17 protein-coding genes and 1 tRNA gene are annotated in these 18,017 nt (G+C 44.7%); 13 read left to right on the top strand and 5 right to left on the bottom strand.

Features of this window, described 5'->3' with window-relative positions; genetic code table 11:
- Window positions 1-75: 75 nt before the first annotated feature.
- Entirely contained in the window at window positions 76-1,494 is a 1,419-nt protein-coding gene (locus tag AC6RV6_RS05235) for an energy transducer TonB (protein ID WP_500239499.1), read from the bottom strand.
- 272 nt (window positions 1,495-1,766) lie between these two features.
- Here AC6RV6_RS05235 and AC6RV6_RS05230 point away from each other — a divergent pair, with 272 nt between their 5' ends.
- The 3 genes from AC6RV6_RS05230 to AC6RV6_RS05220 all read left to right on the top strand — a co-directional run bounded on the left by AC6RV6_RS05230 (window position 1,767) and on the right by AC6RV6_RS05220 (window position 5,430).
- Window positions 1,767-2,429, top strand: a complete 663-nt coding sequence (locus tag AC6RV6_RS05230) for a MotA/TolQ/ExbB proton channel family protein (RefSeq protein ID WP_500239497.1) — start codon at window positions 1,767-1,769, stop codon at window positions 2,427-2,429.
- Window positions 2,413-2,826, top strand: a complete 414-nt coding sequence (locus tag AC6RV6_RS05225; RefSeq protein WP_500239495.1) for an ExbD/TolR family protein — start codon at window positions 2,413-2,415, stop codon at window positions 2,824-2,826. Before AC6RV6_RS05230 ends, AC6RV6_RS05225 begins: the two co-directional genes overlap by 17 nt.
- Before the next feature lie 120 nt (window positions 2,827-2,946).
- On the top strand, window positions 2,947-5,430 hold the full coding sequence (locus AC6RV6_RS05220; RefSeq protein WP_500239494.1) for a M48 family metalloprotease: 2,484 nt from the start codon (window positions 2,947-2,949) through the stop codon (window positions 5,428-5,430).
- Here the strand turns inward: AC6RV6_RS05220 and AC6RV6_RS05215 are convergent.
- Window positions 5,389-5,619, bottom strand: coding sequence for a hypothetical protein (locus AC6RV6_RS05215; protein WP_500239493.1), 231 nt, complete (start codon window positions 5,617-5,619; stop codon window positions 5,389-5,391). The genes AC6RV6_RS05220 and AC6RV6_RS05215 overlap by 42 nt on opposite strands.
- Window positions 5,620-5,829: 210 nt before the next feature.
- On the opposite strand from AC6RV6_RS05215, the gene AC6RV6_RS05210 reads away from it, so the two are divergent.
- Window positions 5,830-6,816 carry a hypothetical protein gene (locus tag AC6RV6_RS05210; RefSeq protein WP_500239491.1) on the top strand — a complete coding sequence of 329 codons (987 nt, stop codon included), beginning with the start codon at window positions 5,830-5,832 and terminating at the stop codon, window positions 6,814-6,816.
- Window positions 6,817-6,917: 101 nt separating this feature from the next.
- Window positions 6,918-8,921, top strand: a complete 2,004-nt coding sequence (locus AC6RV6_RS05205; RefSeq protein ID WP_500239489.1) for a calcium-binding protein — start codon at window positions 6,918-6,920, stop codon at window positions 8,919-8,921.
- Window positions 8,922-8,997: 76 nt separating this feature from the next.
- On the opposite strand, the gene AC6RV6_RS05200 is transcribed toward AC6RV6_RS05205, so the two are convergent.
- Window positions 8,998-10,092, bottom strand: coding sequence for a phosphotransacetylase family protein (locus AC6RV6_RS05200; RefSeq protein ID WP_500239487.1), 1,095 nt, complete (start codon window positions 10,090-10,092; stop codon window positions 8,998-9,000).
- 44 nt (window positions 10,093-10,136) lie between these two features.
- Window positions 10,137-10,514, bottom strand: a complete 378-nt coding sequence (gene ebsA / locus AC6RV6_RS05195) for a type IV pilus biogenesis protein EbsA (RefSeq protein ID WP_500239485.1) — start codon at window positions 10,512-10,514, stop codon at window positions 10,137-10,139.
- A 183-nt stretch (window positions 10,515-10,697) separates the two neighbouring features.
- On the opposite strand from ebsA, the gene AC6RV6_RS05190 reads away from it, so the two are divergent.
- Window positions 10,698-10,771 (top strand) — tRNA-Pro (locus AC6RV6_RS05190).
- A 150-nt stretch (window positions 10,772-10,921) separates the two neighbouring features.
- Here the strand turns inward: AC6RV6_RS05190 and sufR are convergent.
- Window positions 10,922-11,566: an iron-sulfur cluster biosynthesis transcriptional regulator SufR gene (sufR, locus tag AC6RV6_RS05185; protein WP_500239484.1), complete on the bottom strand. Its 645-nt coding sequence runs from the start codon at window positions 11,564-11,566 to the stop codon at window positions 10,922-10,924.
- Window positions 11,567-11,734: 168 nt separating this feature from the next.
- Here sufR and sufB point away from each other — a divergent pair, with 168 nt between their 5' ends.
- The 7 genes from sufB (at window position 11,735) to AC6RV6_RS05150 (ending at window position 18,016) form a co-directional block, all read left to right on the top strand.
- Complete coding sequence (sufB, locus tag AC6RV6_RS05180) at window positions 11,735-13,177, top strand: Fe-S cluster assembly protein SufB (RefSeq protein ID WP_500239482.1); 1,443 nt, start codon at window positions 11,735-11,737, stop codon at window positions 13,175-13,177.
- A 17-nt stretch (window positions 13,178-13,194) separates the two neighbouring features.
- Window positions 13,195-13,437 carry a hypothetical protein gene (locus AC6RV6_RS05175; RefSeq protein ID WP_500239480.1) on the top strand — a complete coding sequence of 81 codons (243 nt, stop codon included), beginning with the start codon at window positions 13,195-13,197 and terminating at the stop codon, window positions 13,435-13,437.
- A gap of 106 nt (window positions 13,438-13,543) precedes the next feature.
- Window positions 13,544-14,332: a Fe-S cluster assembly ATPase SufC gene (gene sufC, locus AC6RV6_RS05170; protein WP_500239479.1), complete on the top strand. Its 789-nt coding sequence runs from the start codon at window positions 13,544-13,546 to the stop codon at window positions 14,330-14,332.
- Entirely contained in the window at window positions 14,332-15,696 is a 1,365-nt protein-coding gene (sufD, locus tag AC6RV6_RS05165) for a Fe-S cluster assembly protein SufD (RefSeq protein WP_500239478.1), read from the top strand. Before sufC ends, sufD begins: the two co-directional genes overlap by 1 nt.
- Before the next feature lie 118 nt (window positions 15,697-15,814).
- Window positions 15,815-17,077 carry a SufS family cysteine desulfurase gene (locus AC6RV6_RS05160; RefSeq protein ID WP_500239477.1) on the top strand — a complete coding sequence of 421 codons (1,263 nt, stop codon included), beginning with the start codon at window positions 15,815-15,817 and terminating at the stop codon, window positions 17,075-17,077.
- Window positions 17,078-17,245: 168 nt separating this feature from the next.
- The gene (locus tag AC6RV6_RS05155; RefSeq protein ID WP_500239476.1) at window positions 17,246-17,461 is read left to right on the top strand and encodes a hypothetical protein; all 216 of its coding nucleotides are present in this window, start codon (window positions 17,246-17,248) and stop codon (window positions 17,459-17,461) included.
- A gap of 150 nt (window positions 17,462-17,611) precedes the next feature.
- Window positions 17,612-18,016, top strand: a complete 405-nt coding sequence (locus tag AC6RV6_RS05150; protein WP_500239475.1) for a hypothetical protein — start codon at window positions 17,612-17,614, stop codon at window positions 18,014-18,016.
- Window position 18,017 lies beyond the last annotated feature (1 nt).

Here is an 18,017-nt window from a genome sequence, read left to right as displayed (position 1 = left end):
TTGATGTAAAATCAAAGAAAGAGGAAAACCGTCGGAATTTTTGTGCTTTCCTCTAGCAAAGCGATCGCACAATGGTTAGCCTCCCTCGCCCGAAGAAGCCGGAGCGACGGGAACAGGTTTACGCTGCACAGGAACGGGTTTGCGTTGTACGGGAACGGGTTTAGGGGCGGGTCTCGGTGCAGGAGCGGGTCGCGCTACAGGTCTTGGTGCAGGAGCAGGACGCGGTGCAGGGGCGGGTCGTGCTGCGGGTTTGGGTGCAGGAGCGGGTCGTGCTGCGGGTTGAGATGTGGTCGAAGGTCGGGATACAGGAACGGGGCGAGGAGTGGACTGAGGTGCGGGTTTGGGTGTTGAAGTGGGTTGAGATGTTGCAGACCTCGAAGAATTGGTATTTTGTGAGGGTGAAGCGGTTGGCGTTGGATTCGAGTTATTATTGCTCGGACTCGAGGGCGTATTATTCCCTCCAGAAGCATTCGTTACAGGTGAAGGAGATGGATTGGGGGAGGAGGTTGCTTGGGGCGATCGCGAGTTGGTTGCCGGGGTTTGAGTGGCGGCATTATTCCTCGAAGCTGGAGAAGGCGCGGTTTGAGTGGCTCGAGAGGGAGTTTCCCGCGTTTGAACCCGAACCGATCGCCGATCGCCGCGTCGTTGTACCTCTCGATTTCGTCGGGAACCTTCGATGGTAAAAGGGACTTCTACAGAAACTTGTCCGCTTTGTCCGCCAGCTTTAAATTTCCAATCTCTAGCGGCTTCTATTGCAGCGCGATCTAAATCGTCATTGCCACTGGAACGTTCCAATTGTACTCCCGTTACATTGCCGCGACTGTCGAACTCCAGCTTCACTTTCGCTTCTCCTTCTACCCCCTGTCTTTCAGCATTTTTAGGGTATTTTGGGCGATCGCAATCGCGACATTCCACATTGAGCGATCGCTGTACATTGCGGCTATTGTTGTTGATTCCAGTGCTATTCCCAGTGCCACTACCATTCCCGTTCCCAGTACCACTACCATTCCCATTGCCCGTGCCATTTCCTTCATCTCCCTCTTGTGGGGCAATGTTCCTGCCTCGATCGTCATCATCGTTATTAAAATCGAAACCATTCGGGTTAATTTGTGGCGGTGGTGGCGCGATCGCTGCTGCGACAGGAGGAGAAGAGGCAGAACTCGAAGCGGCCTTTGTTGGAGCAACTCTGGGTTTATTGGTTCGTGCGGATGGCTTTGATTTGGTTTTAGAAGTCCTCTTAGGGGTCTTCTTAGGGGTCTTCTTAGGGGTCTTCTTGGGAGTATCTTCAGCTTTTTTTTCCGTAGGAGCGGTGACAATCAATTCGATATTCTCAGAATTGGCATGATGGCTCATTAAGCGGGCCGGAACTAAAGCGATAAAAGGGAGCAATGCGATATGCGCTCCCGCAGCCCCGAAAATTCCCCACAAAATCCAGCGTTTGGTTAGTGCCTTTTGCTTTTCTTGTTGTTCGATACAAGTTTGAGAGAGACTCATTGAAAATAATTCCTAATTAGTAGATCTCAATAAAAAATATTTATTGCCAAAATTTAGCTCATTATTGCACATCATTTTCATTAAAATTACAAAGAAAATCTGAAAAAACAGGCTGTAGCGTTTATTGAGATAGAATAACAATTTTTATCGTTAGCTATTTCCGAGAATTATCTTGACAAAGATTCTTAACTAAACTAACCTAATTTGGAACAAATACAATCTAACTGCTGGCAATCTCTCGCCATGCAGTTTCTACCGAGGATGTTGTCAATATGTCTCTGGCTGAAATTTTTGCAGCAGGCGGATTTGTCATGTGGCCGCTGCTGTTATTTTCCATGACCGCTCTGACCCTCAGTACCGAGCGCCTCATCTTTTGGTTGCGGCTCAACCGCCGTCAGAAGCGGATCGTTAAAGGACTGTTGCAAACTTACCGCAACCATCCCAACGAAATATTTCCCAAGCTCAAAAAAGAAACCAAACTCCCGATCGCGAGAATTTTCCTTGAAGCACTGGAACTTGAAGGAGCTTCTCCCAATCAGTTTCGTTTAGCGCTAGAAAGTGCGACGCAAGCAGAAATCCCTTTATTGAGAAGATTTAATGTCGTTTTTCAAACCATTATTGCCGTCGCACCTTTGTTGGGATTGCTGGGGACAATTTTAGGCTTAATTCGCTCGTTTTCTGCCATTCAGATCGGCGAAATTAATGAAAATGCTCAAATTGTCACGGGAGGAATTAGCGAAGCTCTTGTTTCTACAGCCGCCGGTTTGGTGGTGGCGATCGTAACTTTAATGCTTGCTAATGTCTTTCGCAGTTTCTATCGGCAACAGGTCGCATTACTTCAAGAGTACGGCGGTCAATTAGAGATTTTATATGAATGGCATCACAAAGCCAAACAACAAAACCAAGAGGATAAAGCCTATGCGCGTGTGGGATAATGAACCCGAAGATTCCTTCGATGAGATTAACCTCATCCCCATGATTGATGTCATCTTTGCTATCTTGACTTTCTTTATTTTGTCTACCTTATTCCTCACTCAAGCGGAGGAATTTCCTGTTAATCTGCCCGAGACGGAAACATCCCAAGAAAAACCCGAGGCTAATTTTGTGGTGGTCATTGAAGAAGATGGAGATATTCTACTCGATCGCCAACCCACTCGCGCCACTCGTCTCGATAATGCCATTAAAGAGAAACTCAAACCCGGACAAGAAGCGATCGTCACTATTCAAGCCGATAAACGCTCTTATCATGGTCAAGTCATTGAAGTGATGGATGTACTGCGAACGATCGAAGGAGTGCGTTTAGGAATTGCAACGGCTCCCAAATCGGAGTAATACCAATTCGCAATTAGGAAACTCTTGCTAGATTCAGTTTGAGCCTTGCGCTCTGTAGGACAGGTTCTATAATTCTAGGGATAGAGAAATTTTCCCGTCACTCTTCTCAACGGATGAACCATGATTTCAGAGCCGAGCTTTCAAGCAGGGCAAGAAGCATTAAACCAAGGCGATTATGAAACGGCGATCGCGCATTTTCAAAAGTTGTGCGAAGTTGAATTAGACCCTCAAATTCTGACAGGTGCGCGTCAGTCTTTAGTCTTGGCACTTTGGAGAAGCGATCGCCAACAAGAAGCGATCGCATTCTGTCGAGATCTTGCACAAAACCTCGATGAAAATCCTTGGGCGGCCAAAACTTACAAAGATCTCGTTCTACGCTATCGCAAACAGTCACCCGTCACCCGTCCCCCGTCAGAGAATCAGAAGCAGGCAACCGGGAAGCGTCAACTGCCAACGGCTTATCAGTCCCCCTCAGAAGCGGCAGCCGCAGCCGTATTCGTATCCGGACGGGAATGGCGCAATGCAGAACGCGCGAAGACATGGAAGCGGATGAAAGCCCCCCAAGAATGGAAATTTTGGTTGAAAGGTGCGATCGCGGCTTTAATTTTATTTTGGGTGGTGCGGGCCAGTCTCGATTGGGCAATGATTTTAGTGAATCGCCTGCTCGCAGAACTCCCTTTTGTGCAACCCATCCCCGCACTGTATCAAAATCCCACGCGCAATATTTTCATTTTTCTGGTAATTCTTCTGGTTGTTTCACCGTGGCTCATCGATTGGATATTAAAATATTTCTCTAAACTCGAACCGCTTAAGTTTTCTCAACTGGCTTCTCAATATCCCGAAACGGCAAAAGTCCTGCAAAAGCTGACCGCACAATACAAAATTCCTCGTCCTCAATTGGGACTATTACCGACCGGTGCGCCTTTTTCTCTGACCTATGGCAATCTTCCTCGTAATGCCCGTCTCGTCGTCAGCAATGCCCTCCTCGAACAACTGGAAGATGACGAATTAGCAACGATTTTCGCTTCACATTTTTCGCAAATTGTCAAGCGAGATTTTATCTTTTTTTCTGGTGCGATCGCCTTATTACAAATCCCCTTTATTCTCTATTGGCAAATCGCCAAAGGAGGAGAACATTTCAGTACGCTCATCTCTCCCACTTCTCCTCAATTTATCCGATCGTCCGTGCGCTGGGTTAGCGGTTTAGGAGCGACGTTATTTTATGGAGTCTATTGCCTCTGGCGAGTTCCTCTCCTCTATTTTTCTCGGCAGCGTCTCTATTATAGCGATCGCTTTGCCGCAGAATTTACCGGCAATCCGAATGCCCTTAGTCGTGCATTACTAAAAATTGCCGTGGGTATGGCCAAACAAATCGAACAAAGACAAGAAACCCTGTGGATTTTAGAAGGATTCGATCTATTAATGCCTGTCAGCTATCGACAAGTCTTAAGTCTGGGAAGTTTGCCGGATAAAACACCTTTTGCTGACGTTTTGACATGGGAATGTAGCAACGATTATCGCTATTGGTTGGGATTATTTGAATCCCATCCTTTAATCGGCGATCGCCTTTATTTGCTCAATCGTTATGCTAACTTTTGGCAATTATCTTCTGAAATTATGCTACCGACTTTAGTTAAGGAAAAAGAAAAACCCAGAAGATTTAAACTCGAAGAATTCTTCTGTCTTTTTCTCACTCTTTATATGGGATACTTAACACAATGGATCGATTGGAATCGCGGCTTGCAACAGTCTATCTATTCAATTATCTTGATTCTCGTAACTTTATTTTTAACGGCTCGTTTGAAACAGTATAAAGATTTTCTCGTTCTCTTATTGGTCTGGCTGAGTTATGAGAATGGCGTGAATTTAGTTTCCCTATTTATTATTTTTCTAGCAATTTTATTGTTAGATAATCAATTAGACTTAGAGAAACTCAAAAATAGTTATAAAGCCTTACCTTTACTGCAAAGCTCTTTATTATTTGGTTTACTATTTGGTTTAACAGCGAGAATTACTTTATGGATTATTGGGCTATCAAGCGATTATTTGAGTGCTTGGGTTTCCTTTCCCCTTTGGCGATTGATTTGGCTGCATAATACTGTTAATCCTTTTCTCGATGCCTGTATCTTAGCCGCTTTTAGTTTTTGCATTATTACATGGATTAACGACTATTTTCCTAATATTCGTATTTCTCCCACCCGCAAAGATCCTCGGATTGAAGATTTACTCTCTAATCCTAAATCCCTACCACCAACAAATCAGGGCGTTCGTTTAACAGGACGGTTAATGGGACGCAAAGGAATTAGTAATTGGTTGGCACAGGATTTAATGTTAAAAACTTCAACGGGATCGATTCGTTTGAACTTTGTTTCTAAAGCGGGAACCTTGGGAAATTTGTTTCCCATTCCTCCTCGTCCGGAACAGTTTTGCGATCGCAAAGTGACGGTTTCCGGTTGGTTTCGTCGAGGTAGTACGCCTTGGATTGATGTGGATGAAATCCGCACGACAGGGACGAAAAGCACTCGTAGCGGCTATCCTGTTTGGGTGACAGTTTTGGCCGTTTTAGCGGCACTTTGGAGCGCTTGGTTGATATGGAATACTTAAACCATAAGTTTCTCTTTGTTCTAAAGAGATATCTGGAAGATTGCGAAGTATTTCTCTCCATGTACTATGAGATTGTAAAGTTTGTACTATCATTGATAGTGGTTCTGAAAAAATAGCTGGATTTTTCCAATCAATGACTTCACTTGTTTGTAAATATTCTTGCAGATTGAGATCGTCAATTTTTCTCATTTGGTTGTTTCATCAGATTACTCAAACTTTGTAACAAGTTGTTAAACGCGATCGCATTCTGCTTCAAAATATAGCATTTCCCCCCAAATCTAAACAAAAATCAAATTGGCACAATTTATCCCGATTCTTCCTGTTCCTCTCTGAAGGCTGTGAATGGGTGTTTTTGCCATACCAATCATGCGATCGAACTTCAAAATCAAAACCATTGTAATGACCAAACCGCGCCACAACGATCCTCCCGGACTCTGGATCGGTGTCACTTTAGTTTCGATCGCGTTTCACCTTTGGCTATTATGGACATTGCGATTGGTTGTTTTATCGGAAAAATCGGGGAATATCGCAGAAACTATCATTCCCATTGAAACGATCGCGATCGCGCCAGAACAACCGAAAACCCAATCTCCTCCAGTCCCTAAACAAAGTCCCTCCCGCGATCGCGCCAAAAATCAATCTTTAGTCTCTCCTCCCGCAACTCCTTCCTCTCAAAAACAGTCAGTCAGTCCTAAAAAAGCAACTCTTTCACCTCAAAAACAGCAAGCCAGTCCTAAAACAGCAATTCCTTTACCTCAAAAACAGCAAGTTAGTCCTAAAAATAATCTACCCTCAAAAACGCCGACCCCCAAACAGTCCCCTCCCTTAACTCCAACTCCCAAACCTGCTCCTCAAAACAAGAATCCATCTCCTAAACCCCCCACTCAAACTTCTTTACTAGAACCCCCTCCTAAACCCCAAACTCCTTCAATTCCTTCACCTCCTCCAACTCCTTCAATCCCTCCAACTCCTTCAACTCCTTCAATTCCTCCAACTCCTTCAATTCCTCCAACTCCTTCAAACAGCGATCGCTTTGTTGCAACCATAGGAATTCCGCAACTGACTCACCCCGATCGCGACATCCCCGATCGCTTGGCCAGACGCAAGCACAATGAAAAACAATTCAATGCGATCGATTATTTAATCCCGCTCGATATTGAACTGACGGGAGAGTTCGAGATCGAAGTGGTTGCGAGTATCGAAAGCGACGGTAAACCAATCGTATATCCTCAATCGATTAAAGTTCTTACAGGTAATATTTCCCCCGAAAAAGCCGCAGAATTAGCCAAAAAGATTATCGAACAATGGCAATTTGAGCCAACTTATATGGGAGGGCAACCCATCCCTCAAGAGTATTTTCTCCACCTCAGCACTCGCTCGCTTTGAGTTTCACTCTCTAATTGTGCCGTTTGTCAAGTTCAAAAAAGGATCGAGAAGACCATTTAAAACCCCCGATGAACCGATCTTGTTTTCATCAGTGAATTTCCGTGATTCTAACGATAGAGGAAATCCGGACTTTGGGGGCAAGAAACATGACGCGCATCGTCGGTACGCAACGCAATGACAGAATTCTCGGTTTTGAGGTATCTGACATCATTTTGGGATTAGCAGGAGACGATCTAATTTTCGGTCGAAGGGGAAGCGATCGCCTGCGAGGAGGCAAAGGAAATGACACCTTGCATGGAGAGGAGGGGGACGATCGCCTGCATGGGGGAGAAGGTAACGATCTCCTGTTTGGCGGCGAAGGTAATGATGTTTTACGAGGAGGCAAAGGCTATAACGAATTGCAGGGTGGAGCAGGGGACGATCGCCTTTCCGTTGGCAATGTCGAACCTTATCATTACCGGATTTCTTATCTCGTGAGCGAAGATCCGATCTCGTCATCCGGTTCTACCTCTTTTATTGATGACTTCACCACATTTACCCTTCACTTCGTCACCGAGCAATCTTCAAATCCTTCTCTTGTCGAGGAAGGGATCTCTAGCAATAGCTTCCACAATCTTCTCAACGGAGGAGAGGGTCGCGATCGCCTGCGAGGAAGTAATGGCCACGATCGCTTGCAAGGGGGAGAAGGAAACGATATTTTGCGAGGAAAAGCAGGAGACGATCTGCTGCAAGGAGATGAAGGTAACGATATCCTACTCGGAGATACGGGAAACGATTTCTTGCTCGGGGGTGCGGGCAATGACTTGCTTCGTGGGGGAAAGGGAAGCGATCGACTTCACGGGAGTTTGGGAGACGATCGCCTTTATGGAGGAGAAGGAAACGATGTCTTGTCGGGGGGAATGGGCAGCGATCGCCTCTATGGGGGTCGGGGTAATGATTTCTTAAATGGTGGAGCAGGAGATGATTTTCTGTATAGCGGGACGACTTTTCCCATTACAGGCTCGGGAATTTCCTTGCCCGATGATGAATCTTTCGCGGCAAGAATGTCTGACGTGCTACGATTCTCACTACTCCCATACTCAGACAATCGATTAGCCCCTTATGCACATCTTATGGAATGGACTCTTTATGACCAAGGAGAACATGAATTGCCTATATTCTTTAGCAACTTCCGCATCCGGTTTCAACCTTTTTGGGACGACGTGTTTGATGGGGGTGACGGAAACGATACTTTACGGAGTGGTGAGGGTAACGATATCTTACTCGGTGGAACAGGCAGAGATCGCTTAATAGCCGGTCGTGGGGACGATATTCTCATTGCCGAAGAAGGTGATGATTTCCTCTCGGGAGGGCAGGGAAAAGATTATCTAGGTGGAGGCAAAGGCAACGATCGCTTGTACGGTGGAGACGACTTTAACATACTTTATGGAGGAGTAGGGGAGGACAAACTCTTTGGGGGTCGCAATTCCGATTTTTTGATAGGAGGCAACGATCGCGATCGGATTCATGGTGGAGATGGTGACGATTTGCTCGTTGGCGATGATGGCTATAATGATTCCGAGTCGGATTCCCAAGCGGGAGACGACATTCTTTATGGCAATCGCGGTAACGATCTACTCGATGGTTTCTGGGGAGATGACAAACTCTACGGCGGTCAAGGGAATGATAGTTTTGTGGATTCCGAGGGACGCGATCTTTTTGTTGGGGGTCAAGGTGCCGATCATTTTTCGTTCTTTTTCAATCCTTGGGTGTCGAACCCATCTAACCCAAATGGAGCCCGAATCCATGTCATGCGTCAGTTCTATACTCGCAATCCAGAAACGGGAGTTTTGGATTTCGACGCAGACAAATACCATGCAGCCCAGCAAATCGACCCCTTATTCTCCATGACGCTTGATTCTCTGGATACGATCGCCGATTTCAACGGTGCGGAAGGCGATCTTATTTTGCTACACAGTGCAACCGATTGGAGTATGGCTCGAGGGTTTGGTTTCGATTATTCCACGGGAATTCTTTCTTTCTTCGACCAAGGCTTCGTTCAATTGGAAAATGTGAATTCTCCGGTTGATTTCAACATCTCCGAACACGTTGTTTGGGTTGGGTGAATTTTCCCACCGATTTGACTCTCCGAGTGCCTTATCTTTACTTGGCGATCGCAGAATTGCGATCGCCAGAACTTCGTTAAACGGCAGCCAATTGCAAATCTAAAGCCCCAATCAAGCGATCGATATCGAAATGCTTTTGCATCAATTCGCGAATGCAGTCTACTTTAATGGCTTCTTGCAGACGAACTTGACCAAAAGCGCGATCGGCAATTTCTACCGTTGTTAAGGTGTCTAAATCAACCGATAAAATAGGAATTTCCAAATCTTCGGCACGAGTAAGAACAAAATCTTGAGGCGGTGCATGACCCGTTAAAATCAAGCAATTGGTTGACGTTTCCAAAGCCGCTAATTGCAATTCGCTGCGATCGCCTCCCGTAACTACGGCCATATTTTTCCCCTTGCGGAAATATTCTAAAGCCGAATTGACATTCATCGCCCCAATAGTCAGGGTTTCCACCATTAAATCCAAGCGATCCTCTCGACAAAGAACCTTAGCTTCCAGTTTCTTCGCCAATTCTCGCACGCTGACGCTGCGTAAAAGATTATTGCTGGGCAAACGGCCAAAAACATCGATATTTTCTCGCTTGAGAAATGGCTCGATCTCGGTTTCTACCAATTGCCAGTCTTGCTCGGGAATATCGCTGATTAATACGCCTAAGAGACGATCGCCTAACTGTATTTTGGCAGCCAAGAGGCGATCGAGCAATTCTAAGGAGTGATAGCGAGCCACCAACAAAATCGGTGCATTCAGTTGCTTAGCCATCTGAGCTAAGGATAAATCAAATAACTGTCCTTCGGAAAGATTCGCAGGACCTTCGAGCAAAATTAAATCCCCTGCAATATCGCTGATATAAGTATTCAGTAATTCGGAGTTATCCTGTCTATTGCCACTTTGTAATTGTTTGCGGATGGTTAATCCATCCAAACAAAATATAGGGGCTTTGCGGTGGCTTTCTGAAAGAGCGAGGGCATCAGTCATAAAGCGTACATCCTCTTCGCTGGGATCGGACAGATTCCGATCCAGACTTTGACGAGGATAGATTCCCAGAGGCTTTCCGTAACCGATCGCGATTCCTTTTTGTTGAAGTTGATGGGCTATTCCGACAATTGTTGCCGACTTCCCGCCATATACTTCAGTCGATCCGACTAATAAACATTTGGTCTTTGGCATCACCCTCACTCCATTTTTGACTCTAATGGTTGAATTTTGTGGACTTATCCCTCGGCTCGTAATAATTTACGATAAAATCCTCTCGAAAAGTCGGTAATTTTCGTGCGTTTATAGCTGGCGATGACTTCAATTAAGTGATCTACAAATTCTGAATTTTGCATATCGACTTCATAACTGAGTTCCGCATTACCGTCAAATTGTAGGCGACAACGCGTGAGTTCTGCGGGAAGTTTGGAGACAAACCACGTCGCCACAAAAGGAACGCCTTCTTCTCGACCCTCGATGGGGCGTTCTCCTTCTAGAGAGCCTTTTTGGTAGAGACCGATGGCATAAGGGAGAATCTGGCGTTTCTGCCCTTGAAAGTAAGGCTGATATACCATCCACGCTGCTTTTTGAGCGGGTTTCAGGCTATCTAAAGACATGGCAAATCTTCTCAAACTGTCTTGTATAATATGCCTATCTTACAGAAATTAGCGTCAAACCCCTAGGGATAATCGACTGAATCAGACAATTTAACCAAAAATTTTTGCTGGCGATCGCATTTTAGCCCTCGGGACAAGGAAAAACTGCTATAATCAGAAACTGTAAGAAAAAATATCTTATATCGGGATGTAGCGCAGCTTGGTAGCGCACTTCGTTCGGGACGAAGGGGTCGCAGGTTCAAATCCTGTCATCCCGATTTCAACCAAAACCTTAATATATAGGCGTTTCAACTGTTTGCTCAGTTCTGCATCTATCAACCTTAATTCATTTACTATGCTTTTAAGAGTTTGTTTGCTACTTATGAATCTCCGTCTCTTGAGAGCGGAGAGAAGTCAATCTTTAACTCCTACTTTGCTCGCACCGAATAGCCGCAACGATGTTCCCCATCATTAATCCAGTGAGTCCGCTCCACCGTACAATCCGGTAAAATTGCCTCAAACATCTCTAACTCGTGGTCGCAAACTTTCGGAAAAGACTCCGCAACATCAGAAATCGCACAATTATGCTCGGCAAAAATATACTCCTCACCGCCATTTTCCGCCGTTATCGAATGTAACTCTGCCATATAGCCTTCTTCTTGACGAATCCCCACTAAAGTCTCAACTCTTTCCTTTAAAGCTCCTTGTCCAAGGCGATCGCGATATACTGCTGCTTTTCTTTGCCATTGCTTGTGAAAAACTTCCCCGACTTGCTCCTCTCCCACAGTTTCGACCAAAGTATCCAAAAACGACACCGTAAATTCGCCGTAACGGTGCGGAAAATGATCCTTGCCTCGATGAGAAAGGGAATATTTATGCTGGGGACGACCCATCCCCGCCTGTACTGACTGGTATACAATGAGTTCAGACGTTTCTAAATCCTTCAAATGCCGTCGTGTGGCTTGCGGACTGATCGTTAAGGCTTCGGCCAATTCATGAGCCGTCGCTTGACCGGATTTGAGGAGATAGCGGAGGATTTCTTCTTTGGTGGAAACGTGTTGGCTTGCGGTCATGATTTGAATAGAGAGCGATCGCGACTACAGAATAAAAGAGATGAAAAAAATTTTGCGTCAGACTTTGACAACATCCTTGTTGTTAATGTAGCCTATAAACAGTTAAACAACCAAATCGTTGTTTAACTCTGAGTCCAAGCGGAGCCTATCAAGGAGAACCCAGCATCAATGAGCGCCACAACGGTTAAAACCCTCGTCAACCAACCCTATAAATACGGTTTCGTCACCGATATCGAAACTGATACCATTCCTCGCGGACTTAGCGAAGATGTCATTCGCCTGATTTCTGCCAAAAAGAACGAGCCAAAATTCATGCTCGACTTTCGCCTCAAAGCCTATCGACATTGGTTGGAAATGGCAGAACCGGATTGGGCGCACGTGGGCTATCCTCCCATTGACTATCAGAATATCATTTATTATTCTGCTCCCAAACAAAGCAAAGAAAAACTCAACAGTCTTGATGATGTCGATCCCGCCCTCCTCGAAACATTTGATAAACTGGGCATTCCTCTCTCAGAACAAAAGCGACTGGGTAATGTTGCCGTTGATGCCATTTTTGATAGTGTTTCCATCGCCACGACTTTTAAAGAAAAACTGGCCGAAGAAGGGGTAATTTTCTGTTCTATTTCCGAAGCACTGCAAGAGCATCCCGACTTGGTGAAAAAATATCTCGGTACCGTCGTCCCGGCTGGAGATAACTTTTTTGCCGCCCTCAATTCTGCCGTGTTTAGCGATGGTTCTTTTGTCTATATTCCCAAAGGCGTAACTTGTCCGATGGAATTATCCACCTATTTCCGCATCAATAACGGAGATACAGGACAATTTGAACGGACTTTAATTGTGGCCGAGGAAGGGGCATCCGTGAGTTATCTCGAAGGCTGTACTGCTCCCATGTACGACAGCAATCAACTTCACGCCGCGATCGTCGAACTCGTCGCCCTCGATAACGCAGATATTAAATACTCTACCGTGCAGAATTGGTTTGCCGGAGACGAAAATGGCAAAGGGGGAATTTACAACTTCGTCACCAAACGAGGGTTATGTAAAGGGGTCAACTCGAAGATTTCTTGGACGCAAGTGGAAACCGGATCCGCCATTACTTGGAAATATCCCAGTTGCGTGTTAGTCGGAGATAATTCCGTCGGGGAATTTTATTCCATCGCCCTCACCAATAATCGACAACAGGCTGACACCGGCACAAAAATGGTGCATATCGGCAAAAATACCCGCAGCCGCATTATTTCCAAAGGCATCTCCGCCGGAAAATCGCAAAATAGCTATCGCGGCTTAGTAAAAATGGGAGCGAAAGCAAAAGGGGCGCGGAATTACTCTCAATGCGATTCTATGTTAATTGGGGATACGGCTGAAGCGAATACTTTTCCTTACATTCAGGTACAAAATAATACCGCCAAAGTCGAACACGAAGCCTCTACCTCAAAAATTGGCGAAGATCAACTCTTTTATTTTGCCCAACGGGGAATTAGTTCTGAAGATGCGATCTCCATGCTCATTAGCGGCTTCTGCAAAGATGTCTTCAACCAACTCCCGATGGAATTTGCCGCCGAAGCCGATAAATTATTGAGTCTGAAATTAGAAGGAACCGTGGGATAATCTTTGTCGCGCGGGCATTGCCTGCCTCAGAAATAAAGGAGGCGATCGCTTCCTTTCCCACTTCTCCATTCCCATTGAATGTTTATTCCTTCACCAGCTTGGGCAGTTTTGGCCATTACTTTTATGGTTCTCCCACCGCCCTCTCTGGGAAAATGAACTTATTTATCTGTTCTGATGGGCTGGCCGGACTGGGATTGGTCTGCTTTCTTCTCTGGTCGGCATTTTTACAGCAAGAATGGAGCCATTTCAATGAACAATGAACAATGAACGATGAACAATTACCGATCGCTTCTTTTGGGTCAGCAGGTGCGATAATGAGTAGAAGCCGTTCAAAAAATTCTTGATAGATAAAAGAGAAATCCAGTAATGATTAACGAGAACAGCGAAGTTATCTTATCCGTCCGCAATGTAACTGCCAATGTTGAGGGAACGCCCATTCTCAAAGGGGTTAATTTAGAAGTGAAAGCCGGAGAAATTCACGCCATTATGGGGCGGAATGGTTCGGGAAAAAGCACTTTTTCTAAAGTTTTGGCCGGACATCCCGATTATGAAGTGACGGGAGGGGAAATTATTTTCAAGGGAGAAAATATTCTCGATCTCGAACCTGAAGAACGCGCCCAAAAGGGAATTTTTCTCGCTTTTCAATACCCTCTCGAAATTCCGGGGGTGAGTAACTTAGATTTTCTAAGGGTTGCCTATAACTCTCGCCGGAAATATTTAGGGCAAGAAGAACTAGATGCTTTTGACTTTGAAGATTTAGTCGAAGCAAAGTTAGAGGTCGTGAAAATGAACGCCAGCTTTTTAGAAAGAAGCGTAAATGAGGGATTCTCCGGCGGCGAAAAGAAGCGCAATGAAATTTTACAAATGGCACTTCTCGAACCTTCTCTGGCGATTTTAGATGAAACGGACTCGGGTCTGGATATCGATGCCCTCAAAATTGTGGCCAATGGGGTTAATCAATTGGCAAATCCCGAGAACGCGACCGTGATGATTACCCACTATCAACGCCTGTTAAATTATGTCGAACCCGATTTTGTTCACGTGATGCAAACCGGGAAAATTATCACCAGTGGCGGCAAAGAATTAGCATTAGAATTAGAAGAGAAAGGCTATGACTTTCTCGAAGATGAATCATTAGTGGAGGTGAGGTCATAATGGCAAGTGAAGTTTCTGCAAATTCTCCGCTTTCAGCCGATCGCGATGAATATTTGGGAAAATTATTAAGACACAGCGAAGGTCAAACCATTAGAACCTATCCCGAAATTTCCGGCTGGTTGCAAGAATTGCGTCAAAAAGCGGCGTATGATGTGTCGCGACTCAATTTGCCTGCGCGACGGGATGAAGAATGGCGCTTTACGGATCTATCGGACCTACTGGCGATCGATTTTTCCCCCGCACAACCCGTTAAACTTGATGAGAACGCGATCGCGCAATTTATCCTCCCAGAAGCCGCCCAAAGTCGCATTGTTTTTATTAATGGCATTTATGCCCCAGAATTATCCGCTACTTCAGCGTTACCAGAAGGTATTTTTGCAGGAAATTTAACCCAACTCCCGCTTGAAGATAGTTACGATGCTGTCAAATACATCGTTCATCAAGAAGGAGAAAAAGAAGTATTTACCGCCCTCAATACAACAGGATTTCCCGATGTCGCGATCGTTTGGGCAAAACGGAATGTTGTGGTCGAAAATCCCATTCACATCCTTTTCTTGACCATTGCCGATAAAACGCCAATTTTTTATCAACCGCGCGGCTTAATTGTGGCTGAAGTGGGGGCGAGTTTACAAGTTATCGAACAGTACGGGGTGATTGATGAAAATTGTCCTGATGTCCCCAGCAATCGCCCCTATTTCACCAATTCCATGACGGAAGTGTTCGTCCAAGATAACGCCCGCGTCCATCATACCCGCCACCAACGAGAATCTGGAGACGGCTTTCATATTGGTAAAACCACAGTATCTCAACAACGTAGCAGTCACTATACTTGCAATGCAATTTCGCTGGGAGGCAAATTATCCCGCCATAATTTAGACATTTGGCAAAAAGGAGAACAAACCGAAACCTTTTTAAATGGATTAACCGCGATCGCCGGACAACAAGTTGCCGACACCCATAGCGCCATTTTTCTCAATTATCCCCACGGTAAAACCGATCAGCTTCATAAATGTATTGTGGACGATAAGGCACACGCCATTTTTGATGGCAAAGTCCTCGTTCCCCAAAATGCTCAACTCACCAATGCGGCACAATTAAATCGCAATTTATTACTATCTTCCCAAGCACGAGTCGATACGAAACCTCAACTACAAATTACGGCCGATAATGTCAAATGTACCCACGGCGCGACCGTCAGTCAAATTGACGCAGACGAACTATTCTATTTACAAAGTCGCGGTATCAATCTCGATAATGCTCGCAATTTGTTATTAGATGCTTTTGCCGCCGAAGTTCTCGATCGCATTCCCATTCCTTCACTACAAAAGTCCCTCACTCAATGTATTGCCTGTCGTACATTTTAGTTGTTAGTTATTAGTTATTGGATAACTAATAACTAATAACTAACAACTAATAACTGGTCTACGGACGTTGCCTGCAACGTCCCTACTGATAACTGATAACTGATAACTGATAACTGTAATGACCTTATTGCAAGAAAAAACCCTCGGCGATCGCGTTCGCACTGATTTTCCCATTTTGGCGCGAGATGTACACGAAAAGCCATTAATTTATTTTGATAGTGCCGCAACGTCTCAAAAACCTCTCACGGTTTTGAATGTTTTGCGGGATTATTACGAGCAAATTAATGCCAACGTTCACCGAGGGGCGCATGCCCTAAGTGCAGAGGCAACAGATGCTTATGAAGGGGCGCGAGATAAGGTCGCAGCTTTTATTAATGCGCGATCGCGGAATGAAATTGTCTATACGCGCAATGCCACCGAAGCGATTAATTTAGTCGCCTATAGTTGGGGGTTAAATAACCTAAAACCCGGGGATGAAATTATTGTTTCTGTCATGGAACATCACAGTAACTTAGTTCCGTGGCAAATTGTCGCGCAAAAAACAGGGGCAGTTCTCAAGCATGTCTCTTTAACAGCAACAGAAGAATTCGATCTCGAACAATATAAAATCTTGCTTTCAGAACGAACAAAATTAGTTTCTGTCGTTCATGTTTCTAATACCTTGGGCTGTATTAATCCCGTAGAAGAGATTATAAAACTTGCCCATCAATACGACGCAAAAGTATTAATTGATGCCTGTCAAAGTATACCGCATTTACCGATTAATGTGCAAGTAATGGATTGTGATTGGCTGGTCGCTTCAGGGCATAAAATGTGTGCCCCCACGGGGATTGGATTTCTCTATGGCAAATTGGATGTATTGACAGCAATGCCGCCTTTTTTAGGTGGGGGCGAAATGATTCAAGATGTATTTTTAGATCGTTTTACCTGTGCGGAATTACCGCATAAATTTGAAGCAGGAACTCCAGCAATTGGCGAAGCGATCGCCTTGGGTGCAGCAGTCGATTATCTGTCGAGTATCGGGATGGAAAAGATCCACAGCTATGAAGAAGAATTAACGGGATATTTATTTAAAAAACTGGCAGAAATCCCGAATTTACACACCTATGGTCCCCAACCCAATCAGGAAGGAAAAGGCAGGGCTGCATTAGCGGCGTTTAACGTGGCTGGATTGAACGCAAGCGACCTTTCTACCCTATTAGACCATGAAGGGGTTGCCATTCGTGCCGGACACCATTGCACCCAACCCTTACATCGTATTTTAGGAATCACGGGAAGCGCGCGATCGAGTTTATATTTTTACAATACTCGCGGCGAAATCGATCGCTTTATTGTTGCCTTAAAAGATACAATTGATTTCTTTAAAAGTGTTGGGGAATAGTTGAAAATTTCTATGGAGACAATTAATTTACTGGCACAATAAAAGTCCGGAAAAATTCGTTTTCTAAAGAAAAAATAGTTCATTTTTATTGAGTTTTTGTCCGGAAATTTAGGCGCGAGATCGGTAGTTTGATATTAATCGACTCAAATCTTAGCTCTTCTGATTGCCATGTCTCCCGTGCAGTACCGCTTTGATACATTTCAAAAACTCCCCCTTCTCACCCAACTGATGCTAATTGCATCACTTCGCAAAAATCCGCTTTATGCTGGCGATCGCGATTATATTGAGGGTTTAAAGTGCATTCACGCTGATTGTCTCCGCAAAGCCAATGCTGAGGAAAGACAGGCTTACGATCGCGCGATCTCTTCTTGGGTTTCTCAGTAAATCCTGTGATGAATTAAACTAGATTGAAGACGATGCGATCGCATCGTCTCTTTTCTCTCAAGTTTTCCAATTGGTAAAAATTTGCGGCTTTTTTGCGATTCATCTCAGATTGCTATAATTCTAAAATTAACGCTCGCGATCGCATTATCAATGAGAAATATTCTCAATCACATTCAAGAAGCATCCCAGCAAACTTTTACTCCGATTTACCTCCGTATCCTTGCTTGCATTCTGTTATACGGCGGTTTCGTTCACATTGGTAATATTTTAGGTTGGAGTGGTACACCTTGGCTGGAAACTCCTCTCTTGTGGCACATTCTCGATATTGTCCTGCTGCTTTTTGATTTTAGTATTGCGATCGCCTTATTCTTCAAAGTTCCTCTTGCCGTTATTATTTTGGTAGCAGGTTTAATTTTATTTCAACTGATTCCTTATACTTTCTTTCGCTCTTATTTCCTCACTCAACCACAAGATGCAGCATTATTAAATGGAATTTTAGAGATAGAAGGGTTATTGCTTCTAGTCTTGTTTCTATCGATTTATTTTAAGAAATAAA

The sequence above is a fragment of the Spirulina sp. LEGE 11439 genome (genome assembly GCF_059821285.1).
Note: the sequence above shows the minus strand (reverse complement) of the source record. Positions and strands in the feature narration are given on the sequence as shown.

Bases quoted from the DNA above. Each gene is read 5' to 3' on its own strand.
- AC6RV6_RS05235 (WP_500239499.1), bottom strand. From the start codon at position 1,494: ATGAGTCTCTCTCAAACTTGTATCGAACAACAAGAAAAGCAAAAGGCA.
- AC6RV6_RS05230 (WP_500239497.1), top strand. From the start codon at position 1,767: ATGTCTCTGGCTGAAATTTTTGCAGCAGGCGGATTTGTCATGTGGCCG.
- AC6RV6_RS05225 (WP_500239495.1), top strand. From the start codon at position 2,413: ATGCGCGTGTGGGATAATGAACCCGAAGATTCCTTCGATGAGATTAAC.
- AC6RV6_RS05220 (WP_500239494.1), top strand. From the start codon at position 2,947: ATGATTTCAGAGCCGAGCTTTCAAGCAGGGCAAGAAGCATTAAACCAA.
- AC6RV6_RS05215 (WP_500239493.1), bottom strand. From the start codon at position 5,619: ATGAGAAAAATTGACGATCTCAATCTGCAAGAATATTTACAAACAAGT.
- AC6RV6_RS05210 (WP_500239491.1), top strand. From the start codon at position 5,830: ATGACCAAACCGCGCCACAACGATCCTCCCGGACTCTGGATCGGTGTC.
- AC6RV6_RS05200 (WP_500239487.1), bottom strand. From the start codon at position 10,092: ATGCCAAAGACCAAATGTTTATTAGTCGGATCGACTGAAGTATATGGC.
- ebsA (WP_500239485.1), bottom strand. From the start codon at position 10,514: ATGTCTTTAGATAGCCTGAAACCCGCTCAAAAAGCAGCGTGGATGGTA.
- sufR (WP_500239484.1), bottom strand. From the start codon at position 11,566: ATGACCGCAAGCCAACACGTTTCCACCAAAGAAGAAATCCTCCGCTAT.
- sufB (WP_500239482.1), top strand. From the start codon at position 11,735: ATGAGCGCCACAACGGTTAAAACCCTCGTCAACCAACCCTATAAATAC.
- sufC (WP_500239479.1), top strand. From the start codon at position 13,544: ATGATTAACGAGAACAGCGAAGTTATCTTATCCGTCCGCAATGTAACT.
- sufD (WP_500239478.1), top strand. From the start codon at position 14,332: ATGGCAAGTGAAGTTTCTGCAAATTCTCCGCTTTCAGCCGATCGCGAT.
- AC6RV6_RS05160 (WP_500239477.1), top strand. From the start codon at position 15,815: ATGACCTTATTGCAAGAAAAAACCCTCGGCGATCGCGTTCGCACTGAT.
- AC6RV6_RS05155 (WP_500239476.1), top strand. From the start codon at position 17,246: ATGTCTCCCGTGCAGTACCGCTTTGATACATTTCAAAAACTCCCCCTT.
- AC6RV6_RS05150 (WP_500239475.1), top strand. From the start codon at position 17,612: ATGAGAAATATTCTCAATCACATTCAAGAAGCATCCCAGCAAACTTTT.